Annotated in this window: 23 protein-coding genes and 1 other annotated feature; of the genes, 8 read left to right on the top strand and 15 right to left on the bottom strand. The window is 49.4% G+C overall.

The genetic code is table 11. The features are described 5' to 3' along the window. From pheT to thrS, 7 genes are all read right to left on the bottom strand, one after another. Nucleotides 1-2,388, bottom strand: coding sequence for a phenylalanine--tRNA ligase subunit beta (gene pheT / locus WES_RS11565; protein ID WP_016235194.1), 2,388 nt, complete (start codon nt 2,386-2,388; stop codon nt 1-3). 14 nt (nt 2,389-2,402) lie between these two features. Beyond that, a complete protein-coding gene (gene pheS / locus WES_RS11570) occupies nt 2,403-3,386 on the bottom strand; it encodes a phenylalanine--tRNA ligase subunit alpha (protein ID WP_000018588.1) in 984 nt (327 codons plus the stop codon). Between the two features lie 208 nt (nt 3,387-3,594). Beyond that, nucleotides 3,595-3,719 (bottom strand) — a sequence feature (Phe leader region). Next, nucleotides 3,669-3,713, bottom strand: a complete 45-nt coding sequence (gene pheM / locus WES_RS24250; RefSeq protein ID WP_001386830.1) for a pheST operon leader peptide PheM — start codon at nt 3,711-3,713, stop codon at nt 3,669-3,671. It overlaps the preceding feature by 45 nt. Nucleotides 3,720-3,835: 116 nt before the next feature. After that, nucleotides 3,836-4,192 (bottom strand): 50S ribosomal protein L20, encoded by a 357-nt coding sequence (gene rplT / locus WES_RS11575; protein WP_000124850.1) that lies wholly within the window; start codon nt 4,190-4,192, stop codon nt 3,836-3,838. A gap of 52 nt (nt 4,193-4,244) precedes the next feature. After that, the gene (gene rpmI / locus WES_RS11580) at nt 4,245-4,442 is read right to left on the bottom strand and encodes a 50S ribosomal protein L35 (RefSeq protein ID WP_001124225.1); all 198 of its coding nucleotides are present in this window, start codon (nt 4,440-4,442) and stop codon (nt 4,245-4,247) included. A gap of 92 nt (nt 4,443-4,534) precedes the next feature. Next, complete coding sequence (gene infC / locus WES_RS0121325; RefSeq protein WP_001700733.1) at nt 4,535-5,077, bottom strand: translation initiation factor IF-3; 543 nt, start codon at nt 5,075-5,077, stop codon at nt 4,535-4,537. Nucleotides 5,078-5,080: 3 nt separating this feature from the next. After that, on the bottom strand, nt 5,081-7,009 hold the full coding sequence (gene thrS, locus WES_RS11585) for a threonine--tRNA ligase (RefSeq protein WP_001144184.1): 1,929 nt from the start codon (nt 7,007-7,009) through the stop codon (nt 5,081-5,083). Between the two features lie 300 nt (nt 7,010-7,309). On the opposite strand from thrS, the gene yniD reads away from it, so the two are divergent. Beyond that, on the top strand, nt 7,310-7,417 hold the full coding sequence (gene yniD, locus WES_RS11590; protein WP_001142445.1) for a small membrane protein YniD: 108 nt from the start codon (nt 7,310-7,312) through the stop codon (nt 7,415-7,417). Between the two features lie 59 nt (nt 7,418-7,476). On the opposite strand, the gene WES_RS11595 is transcribed toward yniD, so the two are convergent. Further along, complete coding sequence (locus WES_RS11595; RefSeq protein WP_000771389.1) at nt 7,477-8,235, bottom strand: DUF481 domain-containing protein; 759 nt, start codon at nt 8,233-8,235, stop codon at nt 7,477-7,479. Nucleotides 8,236-8,521: 286 nt separating this feature from the next. Here WES_RS11595 and pfkB point away from each other — a divergent pair, with 286 nt between their 5' ends. The 3 genes from pfkB (at nt 8,522) to WES_RS11610 (ending at nt 10,808) form a co-directional block, all read left to right on the top strand. Next, nucleotides 8,522-9,454 carry a 6-phosphofructokinase II gene (gene pfkB, locus WES_RS11600; RefSeq protein ID WP_000251743.1) on the top strand — a complete coding sequence of 311 codons (933 nt, stop codon included), beginning with the start codon at nt 8,522-8,524 and terminating at the stop codon, nt 9,452-9,454. A gap of 97 nt (nt 9,455-9,551) precedes the next feature. Beyond that, nucleotides 9,552-9,842, top strand: coding sequence for a type V toxin-antitoxin system endoribonuclease antitoxin GhoS (gene ghoS, locus WES_RS11605; protein WP_000896962.1), 291 nt, complete (start codon nt 9,552-9,554; stop codon nt 9,840-9,842). Between the two features lie 105 nt (nt 9,843-9,947). Next, on the top strand, nt 9,948-10,808 hold the full coding sequence (locus tag WES_RS11610; RefSeq protein ID WP_000267675.1) for a fructosamine kinase family protein: 861 nt from the start codon (nt 9,948-9,950) through the stop codon (nt 10,806-10,808). A gap of 40 nt (nt 10,809-10,848) precedes the next feature. On the opposite strand, the gene WES_RS11615 is transcribed toward WES_RS11610, so the two are convergent. Beyond that, complete coding sequence (locus tag WES_RS11615; RefSeq protein WP_000222184.1) at nt 10,849-11,385, bottom strand: YniB family protein; 537 nt, start codon at nt 11,383-11,385, stop codon at nt 10,849-10,851. Between the two features lie 146 nt (nt 11,386-11,531). Between WES_RS11615 and hxpB the strand changes: the two genes are divergently transcribed. From hxpB to tcyP, 3 genes are all read left to right on the top strand, one after another. Then, the gene (hxpB, locus tag WES_RS11620) at nt 11,532-12,200 is read left to right on the top strand and encodes a hexitol phosphatase HxpB (protein ID WP_000106839.1); all 669 of its coding nucleotides are present in this window, start codon (nt 11,532-11,534) and stop codon (nt 12,198-12,200) included. A 162-nt stretch (nt 12,201-12,362) separates the two neighbouring features. Continuing rightward, nucleotides 12,363-12,953, top strand: a complete 591-nt coding sequence (locus WES_RS11625) for a metal-dependent hydrolase (protein ID WP_016158165.1) — start codon at nt 12,363-12,365, stop codon at nt 12,951-12,953. 132 nt (nt 12,954-13,085) lie between these two features. Then, the gene (gene tcyP / locus WES_RS11630; RefSeq protein WP_001010734.1) at nt 13,086-14,477 is read left to right on the top strand and encodes a cystine/sulfocysteine:cation symporter; all 1,392 of its coding nucleotides are present in this window, start codon (nt 13,086-13,088) and stop codon (nt 14,475-14,477) included. Nucleotides 14,478-14,522: 45 nt separating this feature from the next. Here tcyP and cedA read toward each other — a convergent pair whose 3' ends face one another. After that, a complete protein-coding gene (cedA, locus tag WES_RS11635) occupies nt 14,523-14,786 on the bottom strand; it encodes a cell division activator CedA (protein WP_001241546.1) in 264 nt (87 codons plus the stop codon). A 182-nt stretch (nt 14,787-14,968) separates the two neighbouring features. Between cedA and katE the strand changes: the two genes are divergently transcribed. Next, the gene (katE, locus tag WES_RS11640; RefSeq protein ID WP_016158164.1) at nt 14,969-17,230 is read left to right on the top strand and encodes a catalase HPII; all 2,262 of its coding nucleotides are present in this window, start codon (nt 14,969-14,971) and stop codon (nt 17,228-17,230) included. A 46-nt stretch (nt 17,231-17,276) separates the two neighbouring features. On the opposite strand, the gene chbG is transcribed toward katE, so the two are convergent. The 5 genes from chbG to chbC all read right to left on the bottom strand — a co-directional run bounded on the left by chbG (nt 17,277) and on the right by chbC (nt 22,129). After that, on the bottom strand, nt 17,277-18,035 hold the full coding sequence (chbG, locus tag WES_RS11645; RefSeq protein WP_016158163.1) for a chitin disaccharide deacetylase: 759 nt from the start codon (nt 18,033-18,035) through the stop codon (nt 17,277-17,279). A gap of 12 nt (nt 18,036-18,047) precedes the next feature. Then, a complete protein-coding gene (celF, locus tag WES_RS11650) occupies nt 18,048-19,400 on the bottom strand; it encodes a 6-phospho-beta-glucosidase (protein WP_016158162.1) in 1,353 nt (450 codons plus the stop codon). A gap of 119 nt (nt 19,401-19,519) precedes the next feature. Further along, nucleotides 19,520-20,362, bottom strand: a complete 843-nt coding sequence (gene chbR, locus WES_RS11655; protein ID WP_000983663.1) for a transcriptional regulator ChbR — start codon at nt 20,360-20,362, stop codon at nt 19,520-19,522. Nucleotides 20,363-20,369: 7 nt separating this feature from the next. After that, nucleotides 20,370-20,720 carry a PTS N,N'-diacetylchitobiose transporter subunit IIA gene (gene chbA / locus WES_RS11660; RefSeq protein WP_000968919.1) on the bottom strand — a complete coding sequence of 117 codons (351 nt, stop codon included), beginning with the start codon at nt 20,718-20,720 and terminating at the stop codon, nt 20,370-20,372. Nucleotides 20,721-20,770: 50 nt separating this feature from the next. Then, nucleotides 20,771-22,129, bottom strand: coding sequence for a PTS N,N'-diacetylchitobiose transporter subunit IIC (gene chbC / locus WES_RS11665; protein WP_000073031.1), 1,359 nt, complete (start codon nt 22,127-22,129; stop codon nt 20,771-20,773). Nucleotides 22,130-22,178 lie beyond the last annotated feature (49 nt).

The raw sequence follows: 22,178 nt of genomic DNA, 5'->3' as shown, positions 1-22,178 counted from the left end.
TCAATCCCTCAATGATGCCTGGAATCGCTCTTTTAATGCCTCTACACATTTGGCGACGGTAGCGGCAATCTCCTCTTCTTCAAGTGTACGGCTGGTATCTTGCAGGATCAGGCTAATGGCGAGGCTCTTATACCCCTCCGCAACACCCTTACCACGGTACACGTCAAATAAGTTTACGCCAACTACCTGATTTACGCCAACTTTCTTACATTCGGATAAAATATCCCCAGCAGGAACGTTTTCTGCGACCACAACAGCGATGTCACGACGGTTCGCCGGGAAGCGAGAAATCTCGCGCGCCTGAGGCACCACGCGGTCTGCGAGCTTGTTCCACTCCAGTTCAAACACCAGAGTGCGACCGTTAAGATCCAGTTTACGTTCCAGTTCAGGATGAACAACCCCAACAAAACCAATGCGTTCACCTTTCAGATAAATCGCTGCGGATTGTCCCGGATGCAGTGCCGGATTCGCTTCTGCACGGAACTCAACGTCAGCCAGTTTACCGGTCAGGTCGAGAACGGATTCAAGATCGCCTTTCAAATCATAGAAATCAACGGTCTCTTTTGCCAGGTTCCAGTGCTCTTCGTAGCGGTTACCGCAAATCACACCAGCTAACATCAGATCCTGACGAATGCCCAACGGTGCCTGAGTATCCGGCACGAAACGCAGACCGCTTTCGAAAATACGCACACGGTTTTGCTGACGGTTCTGGTTGTACACCACGGTTGCCAGCAGGCCAGTCCACAGAGAAAGACGCATTGCCGACATTTCAACGGAAATCGGGCTTGGCAGCAGTAAGGCTTCAACGCCCGGATGGATCATCTGTTGAACTTTCGGATCAACGAAGCTGTAAGTGATCACTTCCTGATAGCCTTTGTCGTTGAGCAGCGTTTTCACGCGCTTGAGTGACAGGTCAGCTTCACGATGAGTGCCCATAATCAGGCTCGCCTGTACTGGCTCATCCGGGATGTTGTTGTAGCCGTAAACACGCGCCACTTCTTCGACCAGATCTTCTTCAATCTCCATGTCGAAACGCCAGCTTGGCGCAACAGCCTGCCACTCGTCCTTGCCTTCGGTCACTTCACAGCCGAGACGACGCAGAATGTCAGTCACCTGTTCATCAGCAATATGATGGCCGATCAGGCGATCCAGTTTGCTACGACGAAGAGTGATGGTCGCACGCTTCGGCAGCGTTGCTTCGTTAGTGATATCGATAATCGGGCCAGCTTCACCGCCGCAGATGTCAATCAGCAGACGGGTCGCACGTTCCATCGCTTTGTGCTGCAGTGCCGGATCAACACCACGCTCGTAACGATGAGACGCATCGGTATGCAGACCATGACGACGAGCACGACCGGTGATAGACAGCGGGCTGAAGAAAGCACATTCCAGCAGGACGTTCTGCGTTTCTTCATTTACGCCAGAGTGTTCGCCACCGAAAATGCCGCCCATCGCCAGCGCCTTGTTGTGGTCGGCAATGACCAGGGTGTCAGCATTCAGCTTCGCTTCAGTACCGTCGAGCAGCACCAGCGTTTCACCCTCTTTCGCCATCCGCACTACAATGCCGCCTTCAATACGATCTTTATCGAAAGCGTGCATCGGCTGGCCCAGTTCGAGCAGCACATAGTTGGTCACGTCAACTACCGCATCAATAGAACGAATACCGCAGCGACGCAGTTTTTCTTTCATCCACAGCGGGGTTGGCGCTTTAACATTAATGCCTTTAACCACACGACCAAGATAACGCGGGCAGGCTTCCGGCGCTTCTACTGCAATCGGTAGCGTGTCGTCGATGGTCGCACCAACCGGAACGATTTCCTGTTCAATCAGCGGTAGCTGATTCAGCACAGCCACGTCACGCGCAACACCAATGATGCCTAAGCAGTCGGCACGGTTTGGCGTAACGCTGATTTCGATAGTGTTGTCATCAAGTTTCAGGTATTCGCGGATGTCGGTGCCAATTGGCGCATCCGCTGGCAGTTCGATAATGCCGTTGTGATCGTCAGAAATACCCAGCTCAGAGAAGGAGCACAGCATCCCTTCAGACGGTTCGCCACGCAGTTTCGCCGCTTTAATTTTGAAATCGCCCGGCAGAACAGCACCAATAGTCGCTACCGCCACACGCAGCCCCTGACGGCAGTTTGGCGCACCGCAGACGATATCCAGCAGGCGATCGCCGCCGACATTGACTTTCGTCACACGCAGTTTGTCCGCGTTCGGATGCTGGGCACACTCAACCACTTCACCGACAACCACGCCGTGGAAGCTACCGGCAACGGGTTCTACACCGTCAACTTCCAGACCCGCCATGGTGATTTGATTCGCCAGCGCGTCGCTATCAATCGCTGGGTTCACCCATTCGCGTAACCACAGTTCACTGAATTTCATAATCTAATCCTGCCTTATTTAAACTGTTTGAGGAAACGCAGATCGTTTTCGAAGAATGAACGCAGGTCGGTGACGCCATAACGCAACATGGTCAGACGCTCCATCCCCATCCCGAAGGCGAAACCAGAGTAAACTTCCGGGTCGATACCAACGTTACGCAGCACGTTCGGATGCACCATCCCACAACCCAGCACTTCCAGCCATTTGCCGTTTTTACCCATGACGTCGACTTCTGCAGACGGTTCGGTGAACGGGAAATAGGAAGGACGGAAACGAATCTGCAAATCTTCTTCAAAGAAGTTGCGCAGGAAGTCGTGCAACGTGCCTTTCAGGTTGGTAAAGCTGATGTTGGTATCAACAATCAGGCCTTCCATCTGATGGAACATCGGCGTGTGGGTCTGGTCGTAGTCGTTACGATAAACACGTCCTGGCGCGATGATACGAATCGGCGGCTGCTGAGCTTTCATGGTACGGATCTGTACGCCAGACGTCTGAGTACGCAGCAGGCGGGTTGCATCAAACCAGAAAGTGTCGTGGTCAGCGCGCGCCGGGTGGTGACCAGGAATGTTCAGAGCATCGAAGTTATGATAATCATCTTCGATTTCCGGCCCGGTTGCCACGGTAAAGCCAAGCTCACCGAAGAAACTTTCGATACGGTCGATGGTACGGGTCACCGGATGCAGACCGCCGTTTTCAATACGGCGACCAGGCAGGGAGACATCAATAGTTTCTGCCGCCAGACGCGCATTCAGCGCCGCGCTTTCCAGTTCAGCTTTACGCGCATTCAACGCCTGCTGCACCTGCTCTTTCGCTTCGTTGATAACCGCACCGGCTGCCGGGCGTTCTTCTGGCGGCAGTTCACGCAGGGTCGTCATCTGAAGGGTTAAGTGCCCTTTTTTACCCAAATATTCGACGCGCACATTGTCTAACGCGGCAACATCTGACGCCTGGCTAATGGCCGCCTTCGCACTGGCAACCAGTTCTGCGAGATGTGACATGGTTTTCCTCATTGTGTCAGTGGTGACACTGGTTCGTTGGACTTAGAGCCTATCCCATCAGACTATTTTACTTGCCATTTTGTACTGAGCAGTGCTCGAAATCCTCACGTACTTAAGTACGCTCCGGTTTCTCCGCGCTGGCCGTGTCCAAACTGGCTGCGACAATTACGCCTGATGAGACAGGCTTTTTATTTCTCAAAACGCGCATACAAAAAAAGCCTCCACTGGGAGGCTTTCAGGCGCTGTTTTCCGTTTCTCTTCTCACGCGCTAGCCTCCTGGAGTCAGGTGCTAAAGTAAAAAAAGAAGCGGAAAATAGCAGCATTCATTGCTTGCGTTACCTTTTGGTACTATTCAAAAGACCTTTATTGAAAAGGCTACGGCGATAAAAGTCAATGTTCTGATAGTGTTGAAACGAAAAGAGGGAGACTAGCTCCCTCTTCCAACTGGCTTATGCCAGAGCTGCTTTCGCTTTTTCAACCAGAGCGGTGAACGCTACTTTGTCGAATACTGCGATATCAGCCAGGATCTTACGGTCGATTTCAACAGAGGCTTTTTTCAGGCCATTGATGAATTTGCTGTAAGAAATACCGTTCTGACGTGCTGCTGCGTTGATACGCGCAATCCACAGTTGACGGAACTGACGCTTACGTTGACGACGGTCACGGTAAGCATACTGACCAGCTTTGATAACAGCCTGGAAGGCAACGCGGTATACGCGAGAACGCGCACCGTAGTAACCTTTAGCTTGTTTCAAAATTTTCTTGTGACGTGCGCGTGCAATAACACCACGTTTTACGCGAGCCATATGTGCTCTCCTGTATCTATATTCTAATTAAAAAGTTAAAAACGTTAACGGCTTATGCGTACGGCAGGCACGCGATTACCAGACCCAGATCGCCTTTGGAAACCATGGCTTTCGGACGCAGGTGACGTTTACGTTTGGTCGCTTTTTTGGTCAGAATGTGACGCAGGTTAGCGTGCTTGTGCTTAAAACCACCTTTACCGGTTTTTTTGAAGCGCTTAGCAGCACCGCGTACGGTCTTAATTTTTGGCATTTTAATAACTTCCACTTCGCATTGTTGATAAACAGAAACAAAGGCGAATCACCCTGTGAGCCGAAGCCCACAGGAATGATTACTTGATGGCCTTACTGTTTCTTCTTAGGAGCGAGCACCATGATCATCTGGCGGCCTTCGATCTTCGTTGGGAAGGATTCGACCACTGCCAGTTCTTGCAAATCGTCTTTCACGCGATTAAGCACTTCCATACCGATTTGCTGGTGCGCCATCTCACGACCACGGAAACGCAGTGTGATTTTGGCTTTGTCACCCTCTTCCAGAAAGCGAATCAGGCTGCGGAGTTTTACCTGATAGTCGCCTTCATCTGTACCAGGACGGAATTTGATTTCCTTAACCTGGATAACTTTTTGCTTTTTCTTCTGTTCCTTAGAAGACTTGCTCTTTTCATAGAGGAATTTGCCGTAATCCATGATACGACAAACCGGCGGCTCGGCGTTAGGGCTGATCTCGACTAAGTCTACTCCGGCTTCTTCTGCTTTCTCCAGAGCTTCTCTCAGACTCACAATACCAAGCTGCTCGCCTTCCAGACCTGTTAAGCGAACTTCCTGGGCGCGAATTTCGCCATTGATACGGTTAGGGCGCGCCGTTTGAACTCGTTTTCCGCCTTTAATACCTTATTCCTCCAATTGTTTAAGACTGCGGCTGCGAATCTCTTGTTGCAGCTTCTCGATCACTTCATTTACGTCCATGCTTCCCAGGTCTTTACCACGGCGGGTGCGAACGGCAACTTTGCCTGATTCCACCTCTTTATCACCACAGACCAGCATATATGGGACGCGACGCAAAGTGTGCTCGCGGATTTTAAAGCCAATCTTCTCATTTCTCAAGTCTGCTTTAACACGAATGCCCGCATTTGATAGTTTTTGCGTCAATTCGTTAACGTATTCAGACTGAGAATCGGTAATATTCATGATAACAACCTGCACTGGCGCAAGCCAGGTCGGGAAGAAACCAGCGAACTCTTCGGTCAGGATACCAATGAAACGTTCCATTGACCCCAAAATTGCGCGGTGAATCATTACCGGAACCTTACGCTCGTTGTCTTCGCCTACATAAGAGGCGCTCAGACGAGACGGCAAGGAGAAGTCCAGCTGTACTGTACCGCACTGCCATGCACGATCGAGGCAGTCATACAGGGTAAATTCAATTTTCGGACCGTAGAAAGCGCCTTCACCCAGTTGATATTCAAACGGGATGTTGTTTTCTTCCAGCGCAACCGCCAGATCCGCCTCAGCACGATCCCACATTTCGTCGCTGCCAATACGTTTTTCAGGACGAGTGGAAAGTTTGACCACGATTTTTTCGAAGCCAAAAGTGCTGTACATATCATAGACTAAACGGATACATCCGTTAACTTCATCGCGAATTTGTTCTTCAGTACAGAAGATATGCGCGTCATCCTGGGTAAAACCACGTACACGCATCAGGCCATGCAGAGAACCTGACGGCTCGTTACGGTGGCAGCTACCGAACTCGGCCATACGCAGCGGCAGATCGCGATACGACTTCAGCCCTTGGTTGAAAATTTGTACGTGACCCGGGCAGTTCATCGGCTTAATGCAGTATTCACGGTTCTCTGAAGAGGTGGTGAACATTGCATCTTTGTAGTTGTCCCAGTGACCGGTTTTTTCCCACAGGACGCGGTCCATCATGAACGGACCTTTTACTTCCTGATACTGGTACTCTTTCAGTTTAGAACGAACGAATACTTCCAGTTCACGGAAGATTGTCCAGCCGTCGTTGTGCCAGAATACCATACCCGGCGCTTCTTCCTGCATATGATACAGGTCAAGCTGTTTGCCGATTTTACGGTGATCGCGTTTAGCGGCTTCTTCCAGGCGCTGCAGGTAAGCGTTGAGGGCTTTTTTGTCTGCCCACGCAGTACCGTAAATACGCTGCAACATTTTGTTGTTGCTGTCGCCGCGCCAGTAAGCGCCTGCCGTTTTCATCAGTTTGAAATGATGGCAGAAACGCATATTCGGTACGTGCGGACCACGGCACATATCGACATATTCTTCATGGAAATAGAGGCCAGGCTGGTCATCATGGGCAATATTTTCGTCCAGGATGGAGACTTTATAGCTCTCGCCGCGTTTAACAAACGTTTCACGCGCTTCGTGCCAGCTGACTTTCTTCTTAATGACGTCGTAGTTTTTCTCAGCAAGCTCATGCATCCGCTTCTCGAGTGCTTCGACATCTTCCTGGGTTAACGTGCGGTCAAGATCAACGTCGTAATAGAAACCGTTGTCAATAACCGGGCCGATTGCCATTTTGGTATGCGGCCAAAGTTGTTTAATCGCGTGCCCTAACAGGTGCGCGCAGGAGTGACGAATGATCTCCAGACCTTCTTCGTCTTTTGCGGTAATGATCGACAGTTGTGCGTCGTCTTCAATCAGATCGCAAGCATCAACCAGCTCGCCATTTACGCGCCCTGCGATACAGGCTTTCGCCAGACCTGGACCAATGTCCAGCGCAACATCCATGGGACTTACAGCGTGGTCGTAATGGCGTTGGCTGCCATCAGGAAGAGTAATAACAGGCATGTTATATCCTTATTTGCAGTGGTGACCCATACGCAAGATCACATACAAAGATTCATATGAAATTTACCAAAAAGGTTTGGGCTGATTCCCGCTTCACTCTGCGAAATATGTCATAACATGCTGATTAGCGATGCCAGACCTACACCCACTTTCTGATAATACCGTCTGGCAGTTTACACGGTATTTGTTATCGGGCAAAGCGGCAATCATCATGATCGAAATGATATAAATCAATACAGGCAACGCCTGCCCATTTTGTTACACTCGGATATTGACCACTCGAAATACGCAGGAAAACACATGCCGACAAAACGTTTTGACAAAAAACACTGGAAGATGGTGGTGGTGTTGCTGGCTATTTGTGGCGCAATGCTGTTACTGCGTTGGGCGGCAATGATTTGGGGTTGAATGGTAAAATGCGATTAGCTAACGAAAAAGCCAGACCGCTCGTCGCGGCCCGGCAGTAATTACATTTTATATCCCAGCGATAACGTTGTTCGGCGATCGGTATGTTCTGGAGCCGATTCAGGCGGTTCAGAGTTCCATGTAACGTTGTACGCCACCTTCAGACCGAAATGTTCATTAATAGCCACATTTAACGCGCTTTCCGAGTTCAGCGTCGTATCTTCCGCGCCAAAGACGGAAACGCCCTGGGTAATTTTCGCGTTGTCGGTCAACTGCCACGCGTAAGCCCCGGAAGCATAACCCAGCGGCTGGGTTTTACTGGCATTGTCGGTATATTTGTCGTAACGCACGCCAGGACCGAATTCAAAGCGGAAGCTGTGTACCGGACCATTCAAAAACTGGCGACCATAACCCGCAGTCAGCACATCGCGTTCGCGATAACCGTTATAGCGGTCTGTCAGCCAGCTTGCCTGACCAAATAAATAGTCATAGTCAGTTAAATTAAAACGGCTACGCCCGCCCGCCGCATATTTTTCCGAAGAACGCTCATCGTTAGAAGAAGTATTACTGGCATTCCCCCACAGCGACCAGGCAGTAGAATGCCCATACCAGGTCATAGTGGTGTCAGCCGTTAGTGAAGAACTTTTCGTGTTACCTGATTGTGCAAGGTAGCCTGCATTCAGATTACCTTCAAAAGGTTTTTTGGCGCTGGCAGGATCGTCCATGACAGTAAAAACGGAATCATCGGCAGCTGCATTCAGAGACGCAAACATACCCCCCGCCAGCATAACGATGGCAGGAACTGTCTTCAAAAGCTTCATTTATTAAAAGTCCGTACAACAAAAAAAGAGACCATCGCGGTCCCGGAAACTTTCTTAAGGATCAAAGAGTAGCGTCCCTGGAAAGGTGACAAATTATAAAAAGGAGTGAAAAACTTAGCAACGACTTCTTATTTCATTTTTTGAATAAGCACATTACGAAAACAAATATTTATTTATATATCTTCATCTTATTATTTTCATATAAATATCCAATAAATCATATTGTTAATTTCTTCACTTTCCACTGATTCAGTGCCAGACTGAAATCAGCCTATAGGAGGAAATGATGGTACGTATCTATACGTTGACACTTGCGCCCTCTCTCGATAGCGCAACAATTACCCCGCAAATTTATCCCGAAGGAAAACTGCGTTGTACCGCCCCGGTGTTCGAGCCTGGGGGCGGCGGTATTAACGTCGCCCGCGCCATTGCTCACCTTGGTGGGAGCGCCACGGCAATCTTCCCGGCTGGCGGAGCGACTGGCGAACATCTGGTTTCACTGCTGGCTGATGAAAATGTCCCGGTTGCGACCGTCGAAGCAAAAGACTGGACCCGCCAGAATCTGCACGTACATGTGGAGTCTACAGGTGAGCAGTACCGATTTGTCATGCCTGGCGCGACATTAAGTGACGATGAATTTCGTCAACTTGAAGAGCAAGTTCTGGAAATTGAATCTGGAGCCATCCTGGTCATAAGCGGAAGCCTGCCCCCAGGTGTGAAGCTGGAAAAATTAACTCAGCTTATTTCCGCTGCGCAAAGACAAGGGATTCGCTGCATCGTCGACAGTTCTGGCGAGGCTTTAAGTGCAGCCCTGGCCATTGGCAATATTGAACTGGTTAAGCCTAACCAGAAAGAGCTCAGTGCACTGGTTAACCGCGAACTCACCCAACCTGATGATGTGCGCAAAGCCGCGCAGGAAATCGTTAATAGCGGTAAGGCCAGGCGGGTTGTCGTTTCCCTTGGTCCGCAGGGCGCGCTGGGAGTGGACAGCGAAAACTGTATTCAGGTCGTGCCACCACCGGTGAAAAGCCAGAGTACCGTCGGTGCAGGCGACAGCATGGTCGGCGCGATGACGCTGAAACTGGCGGAAAATGCCTCTCTTGCAGAGATGGTCCGTTTTGGGGTCGCTGCGGGCAGCGCCGCCACGCTCAATCAGGGAACCCGCCTGTGCTCCCATGATGATACGCAAAAAATTTACGCTTACCTTTCCCACTCATAGAGATATTCCCCCAATATTGGGGGAATCACCATAAACCTGTCGACAACGCGTTTCTCCGACTATGCTAAAAAATCACGTGATAACAAAGAGGTGAATTATGGCTGGTGGCGATCTTGTCCGTTATGTCATTACTGTCATGTTGCATGAAGACACATTAACTGAAATTAATGAGTTAAATAACTTTCTGACACGCGACGGTTTTTTACTGACCATGACGGATGATGACGGAAATATCCATGAGCTGGGAACGAACACCTTTGGGCTTATCAGTACTCAAAGTGAAGATGAAATAAGAGAGCTGGTTGCCGCACTCACCCAAAGCGCCACAGGCAAAGACCCAGAGATCATAATCACCACCTGGGAGGACTGGCATAGCAACAGAAAATAAATGGTTTTTGGGCAATAATCAGTCTGTGGTGTGCGTTAGCTCGTGTTTTTGCACCGCATTCCTGCGCTAACCTTATGATCTGGCAGACAACATGGGAGAGACATCATGTGGCAGGCAATCAGTCGTCTTTTGAGCGAGCAGTTAGGTGAAGGCGAAATCGAACTGCGTAATGAACTGCCTGGCGGAGAAGTCCATGCCGCATGGCATTTACGCTATGCAGGACGTGACTTTTTCGTCAAATGTGATGAAAGGGAACTGCTTTCCGGTTTTACCGCCGAAGCCGACCAACTGGAATTACTGTCGCGCAGTAAAACCGTCACCGTGCCTAAAGTCTGGGCTGTTGGCGCTGACCGCGACTACAGTTTTTTGGTGATGGACTATCTCCCGCCTCGCCCGTTGGATGCACATAACGCATTTATTTTAGGACAGCAAATTGCGCACCTGCATCAATGGAGTGACCAGCCGCAATTTGGCCTCGATTTTGACAACGCACTTTCCACTACTCCACAACCCAACACCTGGCAACGTCGCTGGTCAACGTTCTTTGCTGAACAACGTATTGGCTGGCAACTGGAACTGGCGGCAGAAAAAGGGATCGCCTTCGGCAATATCGACGCCATCGTCGAGCATATTCAGCAGCGTCTGAGTTCACATCAGCCACAGCCTTCACTGTTACACGGTGATTTATGGTCCGGCAACTGCGCTCTGGGCCCGGAGGGGCCGTATATATTCGACCCTGCCTGTTACTGGGGCGACAGAGAGTGCGATCTGGCGATGTTACCGCTGCATACCGAACAGCCGCCACAAATCTATGACGGCTATCAGTCCGTTTCACCGCTACCGGCAGATTTCCTCGAACGTCAGCCGATTTACCAACTCTACACGTTACTTAACCGTGCAAGGTTGTTTGGCGGCCAGCATTTGGTTATTGCCCAGCAGTCACTGGATAGATTGTTAGCTGCGTGATGTGGATTGATGATAATGGCCGCTCCATGCGGCCTTTTACTTAAATAAATCCAAGCAAAGAAAAGAACACATACCCCGCAGCAATACAAATTACCGGCAGGATATAGAGTGAGAAAATCTGTAAGAAAATAGTATGGTGTGGCACCACAATGCGTGACTCAATCTGCTCACGCGTTAACCCCTCTTCCCCTTTAGCCTTCTCCAGAATGAGTTGATCCTCAACACCTTCGCGCAAAAAGCGCGCCTGGCGGCTCATACGGGCACCAGAGTCTTGCAACGCAAGACCCACAAATATCAGGATGAAAATCACCCAAAACATAACGTTCACACCACCATTAAAATTGGGCGTCGGTGAGTTGTACCAGAACAGATTCAGAAAAGGCGTATTCGCCTGCATCATATCGATCATGACATGCGCAAAATCGAGCATTACTGCATTGATGCCTTCCTGGGATTCTTGCCGGACATTCATAAACTTCAGCAAGGAAATTAACGTGGAAACAAGTGTCGGTATAAAAATCACCCAACCCAAAATCCTTTTCAAAACAGCAATGCGTCCAGCTTGTTGATACGTCATGAGTTCTCCTTGATTAAGACGCGTCGTTTCAATTAGTTTACCTGTAGATATCTGTTTTCGCCCATTCTTTAAAGGCGATATGATAGGCGCTTAATCATAAGCACTGCTTAATACCTTACACATAATGCTCTAAAGGAGAGGTTGTAATGTCAACCCCGCGTCAGATTCTTGCTGCAATTTTCGATATGGATGGATTACTTATCGACTCAGAACCTTTATGGGATCGAGCCGAACTGGATGTGATGGCAAGCCTGGGGGTAGATATCTCCCGTCGTAACGAGCTACCGGACACCTTAGGTTTACGCATCGATATGGTGGTTGATCTGTGGTATGCCCGGCAACCGTGGAATGGGCCGAGTCGTCAGGAGGTAGTTGAACGGGTTATTGCCCGTGCCATTTCACTGGTTGAAGAGACGCGACCATTACTGCCTGGTGTGCGTGAGGCCGTTGCGCTATGCAAAGAACAAGGATTATTGGTAGGTCTGGCCTCCGCGTCACCTTTGCATATGCTGGAAAAAGTGCTGACCATGTTTAACTTACGTGACAGTTTCGATGCCCTCGCCTCCGCCGAAAAGCTGCCTTACAGCAAGCCGCATCCACAAGTGTATCTCGACTGTGCAGCAAAACTGGGGGTTGATCCTCTCGCCTGCGTGGCGCTGGAAGACTCTGTAAATGGCATGATCGCCTCTAAAGCGGCACGTATGCGTTCTATCGTCGTCCCCGCGCCCGAAGCGCAAAATGATCCACGTTTTGTGTTGGCGAACGTAAAACTTTCATCTCTCACCGAATTGACCGCGACCGACCTCCTCGGCTAATAAAATCGGGCAGTGTCATAACTGCCCCTGGCTTTTTATCTGAATTTTTATTCAACTGGCGGATTTATCATCATTTTGTGATAAAGAGTTACACCGTCACCACTTCCGCGCACTGTATAAAAATCCTATACTGTACGTATCGACAGTTTAGTGAGTTTTATCATGACGGCGGAAGGTCACCTTCTCTTTTCTATTGCTTGTGCGGTATTTGCCAAAAATGCCGAGCTGACACCCGTGCTGGCACAGGGTGACTGGTGGCATATTGTCCCTTCCGCGATCTTAACGTGTCTGTTACCGGACATCGACCACCCAAAATCGTTTCTTGGGCAGCGATTAAAGTGGATATCAAAACCCATTGCCCGCGCATTTGGACACCGTGGATTTACCCACAGTTTGCTGGCTGTATTTGCCCTGCTGGCAACCTTTTACCTCAAAGTTCCGGAAAGCTGGTTTATTCCGGCTGATGCACTGCAAGGTATGGTGCTGGGTTATTTGAGTCATATTCTTGCCGATATGCTGACACCGGCTGGTGTTCCCCTGCTCTGGCCGTGTCGCTGGCGCTTTCGCCTGCCAATTCTGGCGCCACAAAAGGGCAATCAGCTGGAACGTTTTCTCTGCATGGCATTATTTGTCTGGTCGGTGTGGATGCCCCATTCTCTGCCTGAAAACAGCGCGGTTCGTTGGTCATCGCAAATGATCAATACCTTACAGATCCAGTTTCATCGCCTTATTAAGCACCAGGTTGAATACTAAAAAAGCAAAAATCACCTTTCTGGAATAAGCAATTCCATTTGAATATAAGAGCCAGCTCACAGTTCTGTTAATCTTGCGCCAACACTATGACTGTTACACAGTGATAGAAATAATAAGATCAGGAGAACGGGGATGAACTTTCCATTAATTGCGAACATCGTGGTGTTCGTTGTTCTACTGTTTGTGCTGGCTCAGGCCCGCCACAAACAGTGGAGTCTGGCAAAAAAAGTACTGGTGGGTCTGGTGATGGGCGTGGTCTTTGGCCTTGCTCTGCATACCATTTATGGTTCTGACAGCCAGGTACTTAAAGATTCTGTACAGTGGTTTAACATTGTCGGTAACGGCTATGTTCAGCTACTGCAAATGATCGTTATGCCGTTAGTATTCGCCTCTATTCTGAGCGCGGTTGCTCGCCTGCATAACGCATCTCAGTTAGGAAAAATCAGTTTTCTGACCATCGGTACGCTGCTGTTTACCACGCTGATTGCGGCGCTGGTCGGTGTGCTGGTGACTAACCTGTTTGGTCTGACTGCTGAAGGTCTGGTTCAGGGTGGCGCTGAGACTGCCCGTCTGAACGCTATCGAAAGCAACTATGTCGGTAAAGTCGCGGATTTAAGTGTTCCGCAACTCATTCTGTCTTTTATCCCGAAAAACCCGTTTGCCGATCTGACCGGTGCGAATCCGACATCAATTATCAGCGTGGTAATTTTTGCCGCATTCCTCGGCGTCGCGGCGCTGAAACTGCTGAAAGATGATGCGCCGAAAGGTGAACGCGTTTTAACAGCTATCGACACACTGCAAAGCTGGGTGATGAAACTGGTTCGCCTGGTCATGCAACTAACCCCTTACGGCGTGCTTGCGCTGATGACCAAAGTGGTTGCCGGTTCCAACCTGCAAGACATCATTAAGCTGGGTAGCTTCGTTGTCGCGTCCTACCTGGGTCTTATCATTATGTTTGCAGTGCATGGCATTCTGCTGGGTATTAATGGCGTGAGTCCGCTGAAATACTTCCGTAAAGTGTGGCCGGTGCTGACGTTTGCTTTCACCAGTCGCTCCAGTGCAGCGTCTATTCCACTGAACGTTGAAGCACAAACGCGTCGTCTGGGTGTTCCTGAATCTATCGCCAGTTTCGCCGCCTCTTTTGGGGCGACCATTGGTCAGAACGGCTGTGCCGGTTTGTATCCGGCAATGCTGGCGGTGATGGTTGCGCCAACGGTGGGCATTAACCCGCTGGATCCGATGTGGATTGCAACACTCGTCGGTATCGTCACAGTGAGTTCAGCAGGTGTTGCAGGTGTTGGTGGCGGTGCAACATTCGCCGCGTTAATTGTTCTGCCGGCGATGGGCCTGCCGGTAACGCTAGTGGCTCTGTTAATCTCCGTTGAACCGCTTATCGATATGGGTCGAACTGCATTGAACGTGAGCGGCTCAATGACCGCAGGTACGCTGACCAGCCAGTGGCTGAAGCAAACCGATAAGTCCATTCTGGACAGCGAAGACGACGCCGAACTGGCACACCGTTAATCCTGGTTCATAACGCAAAACGCCTGTCATTCGACAGGCGTTTTTTTATTCTTCGATCTCATTTTCCTGGCGCACTTGGTTAGCCCAACGCTGGGCGGACTCCGGCACGCTAAATGCTGGTGAGCGCAGGAATGACTCCCCCGTCAGAACAAACGCAACATATTTGCCACGCAGCATCCAGACATCGCGAAACGAATCCATCTTAATCGCATGTTCTGGCGGCGCAGGTTCCGTGCGAGGAACATAGCTAATAATCGGGCGGTTTTGCTGACGTAGCGGTTTCTTCATTACTGGCTTCACTAAACGCATATTAAAAATCAGAAAAATTGTAGTTTAGCTGATTTACCCCCCGTCCGTCCTGCTTTGCGTATATTCCCGAATACCTTCTCTGGCACCACTTCCAGAGCGGGATCACCCTGATGGTCTATAGTTAGAGGGTTTTTTGACCAAAACAGCGGCCCTTTCAGTAATGAATTAAGGAGACGAGTTCAATGTCGCAACATAACGAAAAGAACCCACCTCAGCACCAGTCACCACTACACGACTCCAGCGAAGCGAAACCGGGAATGGACTCACTGGCACCTGAAGACGGATCTTATCGTCCAGCGGCTGAACCAACACCGCCAGGCGCACAACCTACCGCCCCAGGGAGTCTGAAAGCCCCTGATACGCGTAACGAAAAACTAAACTCTCTGGAAGACGTACGCAAAGGCAGTGAAAATTATGCGCTGACCACTAATCAGGGCGTGCGCATCGCCGACGATCAAAACTCACTGCGTGCCGGTAGCCGTGGTCCAACGCTGCTGGAAGATTTTATTCTGCGCGAGAAAATCACCCACTTCGACCATGAACGTATTCCGGAACGTATCGTTCACGCGCGTGGGTCAGCCGCTCACGGTTATTTCCAGCCATATAAAAACTTAAGCGATATCACCAAAGCCGACTTCCTGTCAGATCCGAACAAAATTACCCCGGTGTTCGTGCGTTTCTCTACCGTTCAGGGTGGCGCAGGTTCGGCAGATACGGTGCGTGATATCCGTGGTTTTGCCACCAAGTTCTATACCGAAGAGGGTATTTTTGACCTTGTTGGCAATAACACACCAATCTTCTTTATTCAGGATGCGCATAAATTCCCCGATTTTGTTCATGCGGTAAAACCGGAACCGCACTGGGCAATTCCGCAAGGGCAAAGCGCCCACGACACCTTCTGGGATTATGTATCCCTGCAACCAGAAACGCTCCACAACGTGATGTGGGCGATGTCAGATCGCGGAATACCACGCAGTTACCGCACCATGGAAGGCTTCGGCATTCACACCTTCCGCCTGATTAACGCCGAAGGTAAAGCGACCTTTGTACGTTTCCACTGGAAACCACTGGCAGGTAAAGCCTCACTGGTGTGGGATGAAGCGCAGAAACTCACCGGACGAGATCCAGACTTCCACCGCCGCGAACTGTGGGAAGCCATTGAAGCAGGCGATTTCCCGGAATACGAACTGGGCTTCCAGTTGATCCCCGAAGAAGATGAATTCAAATTCGACTTCGACCTGCTTGACCCAACGAAACTCATCCCGGAAGAGTTAGTACCCGTTCAGCGCGTCGGCAAAATGGTGCTTAACCGTAACCCGGATAACTTCTTTGCCGAAAACGAACAGGCAGCTTTCCATCCTGGTCATATTGTCCCTGGTCTGGATTTCACCAACGATCCGCTGTTGCAGGGACGTTTGTTCTCTTATACCGATACACAAATCAGCCGTCTTGGCGGGCCGAATTTTCATGAAATTCCGATTAATCGCCCTACCTGCCCGTACCACAATTTCCAGCGTGACGGTATGCATCGGATGGGAATCGACACTAACCCGGCGAATTACGAACCGAACTCGATCAACGATAACTGGCCGCGCGAAACGCCGCCGGGGCCAAAACGCGGCGGTTTTGAATCATACCAGGAACGCGTGGAAGGCAATAAAGTTCGCGAGCGCAGTCCATCGTTTGGCGAATATTATTCCCATCCGCGCCTGTTCTGGCTAAGTCAAACGCCGTTCGAGCAGCGCCATATAGTCGATGGTTTCAGCTTTGAGTTAAGCAAAGTTGTACGACCTTATATTCGTGAACGCGTCGTTGACCAGTTAGCGCATATTGATCTTAACCTGGCGCAGGCGGTAGCAAAAAATCTCGGTATCGAACTGACTGACGACCAACTGAATATCACCCCGCCACCGGACGTAAACGGGCTTAAAAAAGATCCTGCGTTAAGTTTGTATGCCATTCCTGACGGTGATGTGAAAGGCCGTGTGGTAGCTATTTTGCTTAATGATGAAGTGAAATCCGCAGACCTTCTGGCAATTCTGAAGGCGCTGAAAGCCAAAGGCGTTCATGCCAAACTGCTTTACTCACGGATGGGCGAAGTCACTACCGATGACGGTACGATGTTGCCGATAGCAGCAACCTTTGCCGGGGCGCCATCGCTGACGGTCGATGCAGTCATTGTCCCTTGCGGTAATATCGCCGATATCGCAGACAACGGCGATGCAAACTATTACCTGATGGAAGCCTATAAGCACCTTAAACCGATTGCGCTGGCGGGCGATGCGCGCAAGTTTAAGGCGACAATCAAGGTTGATGACCAGGGTGAAGAAGGGATTGTGGAAGCCGACAGCGCAGACGGTAGTTTTATGGATGAACTGTTAACGCTAATGGCAGCGCACCGCGTATGGTCACGAATTCCTAAGATTGATAAAATTCCGGCGTAAATATGAATAAAGTCACTCCCCCAGGGGAGTGACTTTACAAACTACCTTACACATCAAGATAACTACCCAACCGATAACCTCGCTCGGCAATGGCATACTTCAGCGATGCTGATGTCAACACTTCCAGCTCCGTTAACCGTGGAAAGCAATAAGCACTCTGGCGAATTGTATTATCGACAAACGCCGGATGGCACATCACTTCCAGCGAACGTTCACCGCGATGGCAGGAATCATCCAGCACTTGCAGAAACAGTGACTCGCTAATCTCTTCACCATAGAACGCGCTACTGAATCCCTGCGAGCTGCGCAGATTAGCCGGTAAATCACCATCATAAGATAGCGGCTGACGGTCGATGCGCAACGCAATCCCCTCTTCAGCTGCAAACTTCGCCACAATCGGGAAAATCTGCGGGAACATATGCACATGATGATGGCTATCAAGGTGCGTTGGTTTGCGCCCAAATAGCTCAATGAAACGCAGATACTGACTGGCAAGTTCCTGAGCAATTTCCTCCAGCGGTAAAGCATCTTCTTCCGCCAGTTGCCAGATCCACTTCCCCAACACACCTTCGCGGGTTAAACCCGGCATTGCAGTCAGCGGCTTGCCCAGGGTGAGAACAAAGTGCATTCCAACTGCCAGGCTCGGTTCATCACGACTCAACTGCACCGCATGGTCAATAGCCTGCCCATTCACCAGCGCCGTCGTCGACGTGACAATCCCATTGCGACAGGCCTCGATAATGCCGTAGTTCTGACCTTTGCTTAAGCCAAAATCATCGGCATTAACAATCAGTAAGCGTTCCATAATCAGCCTCGGTTAATGTGCTTTTTTAAGCTCTGCGATGCAGTCGGCAAAATTTGGCAGCCATTTCTCGTGCGCCAGAATCATCTCACGTGCCAGCAGCTCAGCATCACGATCGGAGTGCACCAACGGGCTAAGGTTTAGCGCCAGTAACACATCGTTAAATTCCCCGCTAAGTGCTGCGCTGCTGGCCGCAATCTCGAAGCCTTTGATGGTGTGAATCAGCCCCATCACTTTGTCATCGAAATGCGTAATGCGCGGATGTGGCGTCGCGCCATCGCGCCCCAGCGTGCAGGTCATTTCTACCGCCCAGTCTGCCGGAATATTATCAATATGCCCATGATGCGGGATATTAACGTAATGTTCCGTTTGCTTGTCGTTGTAAATAGCGTTGATGACTTCGCACGCTGCATCAGAGTAATAAGCCCCACCGCGCTGCTCCAGCTCTTTCGGTTTCACTTTCAGATCCGGGTTTTTATACAGATCAAAGAGTTGCTTCTCGACTTTCTGTACCACCTGCGCACGCGCGCCGCCTTTGTAGTATTCACCCATTTCAATCGCCAGCATCTCTTTTTGCTTGAAGTAATAAAGCAAATAGGAACACGGCAACAGGTTCAGAGCCCGAATTAAACCTTCGCTAAACGGCAGATCGAAAATATTTTTAACACCAGATGCTTTTAACTGCCCGGATGCCACACCATCAAGCAATTCGGCGAAACGTGATTTGCCATTTACCAACACATCCTTAATAAACACCATGTGGTTCAGGCCGAACAGATCGATAGATAAATCATCGTTCTCATTCAAGGCTAAAACATCGCCGATAAACATTTTCATGCCAATCGGAATATTACACACGCCGATAAAGCGTTTAAATCCGGTATGACGATAAACCGCTTCAGTGACCATTCCCGCCGGGTTAGTGAAGTTGATCACCCACGCATTCGGACAAAGTTCTTCGACATCTTTTACGATGTCAAAAATCACCGGAATGGTGCGCAGACCTTTAAACAGGCCACCCGCACCATTAGTTTCCTGGCCAAGATAACCATGACTTAACGGAATACGTTCATCCAGTTCGCGTGCTGGTAATTGACCTACGCGCAGTTGGGTAGTGACAAAATCTGCCCCTTTCAGCGCCTCACGACGATCAAGCGTTTTATAAAGTTTAATCGGTACACCAGCGTTATCGATCATTCGCTGGCAGAGATCAAAGATAATATCCAGTTTTGCTTTACCACCTTCGACATCCACCAGCCATAATTCAGTCACCGGCAATTCGTGATAACGCTTAATAAACCCTTCCAGCAGTTCCGGGGTATAACTACTCCCGCCACCAATAGTGACGACTTTTAATTTCTGGCTCATAATTTCTCCCTTCATCAGGAAATACTAATATTATTCATACCTGCCTCTACGTCAGGAATATCCCGGTCTCCCCAGGATAAATAAGGCACGCATGTAAATTTAATGATCAGTGACAATAGCTACTGATTAAATTCAGTCAATTTCTTACGATAACTATTTGGTGTAAAAGATGTTAGTTTCTTAAACGTTTTAATAAACAGGCTTGGGCTACTATAACCCGCTTCAAATGCAATATCAGTCACAGAATAGTTGGTCATTTCCAGTTGTTTTTTGGCAAAGTTAATGCGGATTTCATTAATAATCTGCATCGGCGTTTTGCCATAATATCGCTGAGTCGCACGCGTCAAATACTCCTGCGATTTAGCCGATAACATCACCATATTTTCCAGCGCATTCTCACTAAACTGCGCTTTATCATGCATCTTTTCAACCGTACTTTTTAACCACTGTGGCACATCATCAATCACCTGTTCTTCGCGGTAATGACGTAAACGGTTAATGACATAAAAAGTGACTATCTCAACAAATTCTTCCAGACCGGTTTCGCTGAAATTCAATGAAGAAATCACCGTTTCCACATAGGTAAGAAAAGTATTATTAGTGCGGTAAACCTGTGAAGCAACAAAGCAATAAGGCAACAACGGCAAATAATGCTGTTCAAAAAAACGTTTACTGATCCCAACGTTCAATATGCGCGTGGCACCAAACTCATAAAAACTTTGATGGTGTGATCCTAACGGAATAAAAACAAAATCGCCCCGTTCCAGCAACACGCGCTTACCGTTAATCTCCTGGAAATAACGACCAGTTAAAACCAGGGTAAATTCATAATAGTCATGCTGATGCAATCCAGTAATACTTTCCGTTTTATTGTAGATAAATACATGGAAATTTTTGCCATTAAACAACTGCTGTTCACGGGCAGTGGCAATTTCCGGCGCATTAATCACTGGCTGCATCATCGACTCCTTATGCCTTCAGTTTTTCATGAAGCTCAATTAATTCGGTAATCAGTTCACGTGCAAGCATGGAAGTCATTAGATGATCCTGGGCGTGAACCAGCACCAGACTCACTTTCATCTTGCCTTCGCCCGCGTCGCCTTCAATCAGTTTCGTCTGTACCAGATGCGCTTCATTCAAGGCCATCCGCGACTGATCCATCATGGCTTTTGCCGCTGCAAAATCGCCCTGCTTCGCCTGCTTCAGCGCCGCATACGCCAGGCTGCGCGCTTGTCCGGAGTTGATGATAAGCCCCATCACCACTTCTTCCAGTTCCTCAGCTTCCGTTTGCGTATCAGGAATATTATCGAGATCCATCATACATCGTTCCTCTCTATTCTTACCGGCACGATTGCCCGTACCGGCATCGATTAAAATTTCAGGGCGTTAGCAATATCTTCTTCGCTCTCTTCTTTATCAATCACGTTCTGCGCTTTGTTTGCCACCACGACAAATGGCAGATATATCAGCGTTGCGATGCCAAGGTTGAAGAGTGCGACCAGCAATGCGGCGACGCTACCGTTAGTATTAAAGAAGGCTCCCAGACCGGTTGGCATGGTCCACGGTGCAATGTTAGTCACCGGTGGGATGATGCCCATGTAGTACGCCGCCAGAGTAATTGCCGCCAGAATAGGTTGCACCAGAACAAACGGGATAAACATCACCGGGTTCATGATAATCGGCAGACCAAACAGAATCGGTTCATTAATCTGGAAGATGCCCGACGGCAGCGCCAGTTTTGCCACCTGACGATAGTCAGCACGGCGAGAAGCGATAAAGATAGCCAGAATCAGCCCCAGGGTCGCACCGCTGCCCCCGAGGAAAATAAAGGAATCCAGCATCGGCTTGGCCCAGATATGGAAGGTCTTACCGGCTGCCAGCGCCGCTTCGACGGAGCCATATTGTTGATAGGTGGCGATGTTTTCCAGCGCCCACGGCGTCATAATGCCGTTGTCCAGCGCGGTCAGCGCCAGCGCGCCGTGAATACCGAAGAACCACAGCAGCGGAACAAAGATCACATACGCCCAGCCGACCACGCTACCCAACGATGCCAGCGGCGTCGAAATGGTATCCATAATAATCTGATGGAAGTTAGTGCCCCAGGTATTCAGCGCCCAGGCAATAATCCCCATCACAGAAAGAATAATAAAGCCGGGAATTAATGCTGAGAAAGAACGTGAGACCGATGTCGGCACACTGTCGGGTAATTTAATCACCCAGTTACGGTGGACAATAAAGGTAAACATTTCTGCCACCACCAGGCCGATAATAATCCCGGAAATGATATTCGCGCCACCTAACCAGTTTGCGCCGACCGCATAAGCTTCACCGACACTATAAGGCGTGACGGTCATAAATGCCGCAACGGATAACAACCCTGCCGCGAGCGCATCGACTTTACGCTCTTCTGCCAGCGCCATACCGATAAAAAACGGCGCCATTAAAGACATAATCCCTAATGTTCCGTTGTATACGTTTCCACCAATACCTTTCAGGCCATTGAGTGTTTCAATGGTTGAGGCATCGAGGCGAATACCTAAGGAGTAAAAAAACGACCCCTCCCCAAAGCTCAGAAAAACGTTATTGATTAATACAAACATGGCCCCCGCAAGGGTTAACGGCATTAAACGAATAAAGCCGTTTTTGATTGCATTAACGTGTGGCTGTTTTCCTATTTTGACTGCAAAAGGGAGGAGTACCTTTTCAAGCGATGCAATAACATTACTCATAGAAAAATACCCTTAAAAACCGCAATTAAAGTATTGCGGTATAGATTTA

The sequence above is a fragment of the Escherichia sp. KTE31 genome (assembly GCF_000407925.1).
Classification (GTDB): Bacteria; Pseudomonadota; Gammaproteobacteria; order Enterobacterales; family Enterobacteriaceae; genus Escherichia; species Escherichia ruysiae.
Note: the sequence above shows the minus strand (reverse complement) of the source record. Positions and strands in the feature narration are given on the sequence as shown.

Bases quoted from the DNA above. Each gene is read 5' to 3' on its own strand.
- WES_RS11595 (WP_000771389.1), bottom strand. From the start codon at position 8,235: ATGAAGCTTTTGAAGACAGTTCCTGCCATCGTTATGCTGGCGGGGGGT.
- WES_RS11625 (WP_016158165.1), top strand. From the start codon at position 12,363: ATGACGGCGGAAGGTCACCTTCTCTTTTCTATTGCTTGTGCGGTATTT.
- ghoS (WP_000896962.1), top strand. From the start codon at position 9,552: ATGGCTGGTGGCGATCTTGTCCGTTATGTCATTACTGTCATGTTGCAT.
- chbR (WP_000983663.1), bottom strand. From the start codon at position 20,362: ATGATGCAGCCAGTGATTAATGCGCCGGAAATTGCCACTGCCCGTGAA.
- cedA (WP_001241546.1), bottom strand. From the start codon at position 14,786: ATGCGTTTAGTGAAGCCAGTAATGAAGAAACCGCTACGTCAGCAAAAC.
- tcyP (WP_001010734.1), top strand. From the start codon at position 13,086: ATGAACTTTCCATTAATTGCGAACATCGTGGTGTTCGTTGTTCTACTG.
- pfkB (WP_000251743.1), top strand. From the start codon at position 8,522: ATGGTACGTATCTATACGTTGACACTTGCGCCCTCTCTCGATAGCGCA.
- katE (WP_016158164.1), top strand. From the start codon at position 14,969: ATGTCGCAACATAACGAAAAGAACCCACCTCAGCACCAGTCACCACTA.
- yniD (WP_001142445.1), top strand. From the start codon at position 7,310: ATGCCGACAAAACGTTTTGACAAAAAACACTGGAAGATGGTGGTGGTG.
- celF (WP_016158162.1), bottom strand. From the start codon at position 19,400: ATGAGCCAGAAATTAAAAGTCGTCACTATTGGTGGCGGGAGTAGTTAT.
- chbG (WP_016158163.1), bottom strand. From the start codon at position 18,035: ATGGAACGCTTACTGATTGTTAATGCCGATGATTTTGGCTTAAGCAAA.
- WES_RS11615 (WP_000222184.1), bottom strand. From the start codon at position 11,385: ATGACGTATCAACAAGCTGGACGCATTGCTGTTTTGAAAAGGATTTTG.
- pheT (WP_016235194.1), bottom strand. From the start codon at position 2,388: ATGAAATTCAGTGAACTGTGGTTACGCGAATGGGTGAACCCAGCGATT.
- WES_RS11610 (WP_000267675.1), top strand. From the start codon at position 9,948: ATGTGGCAGGCAATCAGTCGTCTTTTGAGCGAGCAGTTAGGTGAAGGC.
- thrS (WP_001144184.1), bottom strand. From the start codon at position 7,009: ATGCCTGTTATTACTCTTCCTGATGGCAGCCAACGCCATTACGACCAC.
- chbA (WP_000968919.1), bottom strand. From the start codon at position 20,720: ATGATGGATCTCGATAATATTCCTGATACGCAAACGGAAGCTGAGGAA.
- hxpB (WP_000106839.1), top strand. From the start codon at position 11,532: ATGTCAACCCCGCGTCAGATTCTTGCTGCAATTTTCGATATGGATGGA.
- pheS (WP_000018588.1), bottom strand. From the start codon at position 3,386: ATGTCACATCTCGCAGAACTGGTTGCCAGTGCGAAGGCGGCCATTAGC.
- rplT (WP_000124850.1), bottom strand. From the start codon at position 4,192: ATGGCTCGCGTAAAACGTGGTGTTATTGCACGCGCACGTCACAAGAAA.
- rpmI (WP_001124225.1), bottom strand. From the start codon at position 4,442: ATGCCAAAAATTAAGACCGTACGCGGTGCTGCTAAGCGCTTCAAAAAA.
- chbC (WP_000073031.1), bottom strand. From the start codon at position 22,129: ATGAGTAATGTTATTGCATCGCTTGAAAAGGTACTCCTCCCTTTTGCA.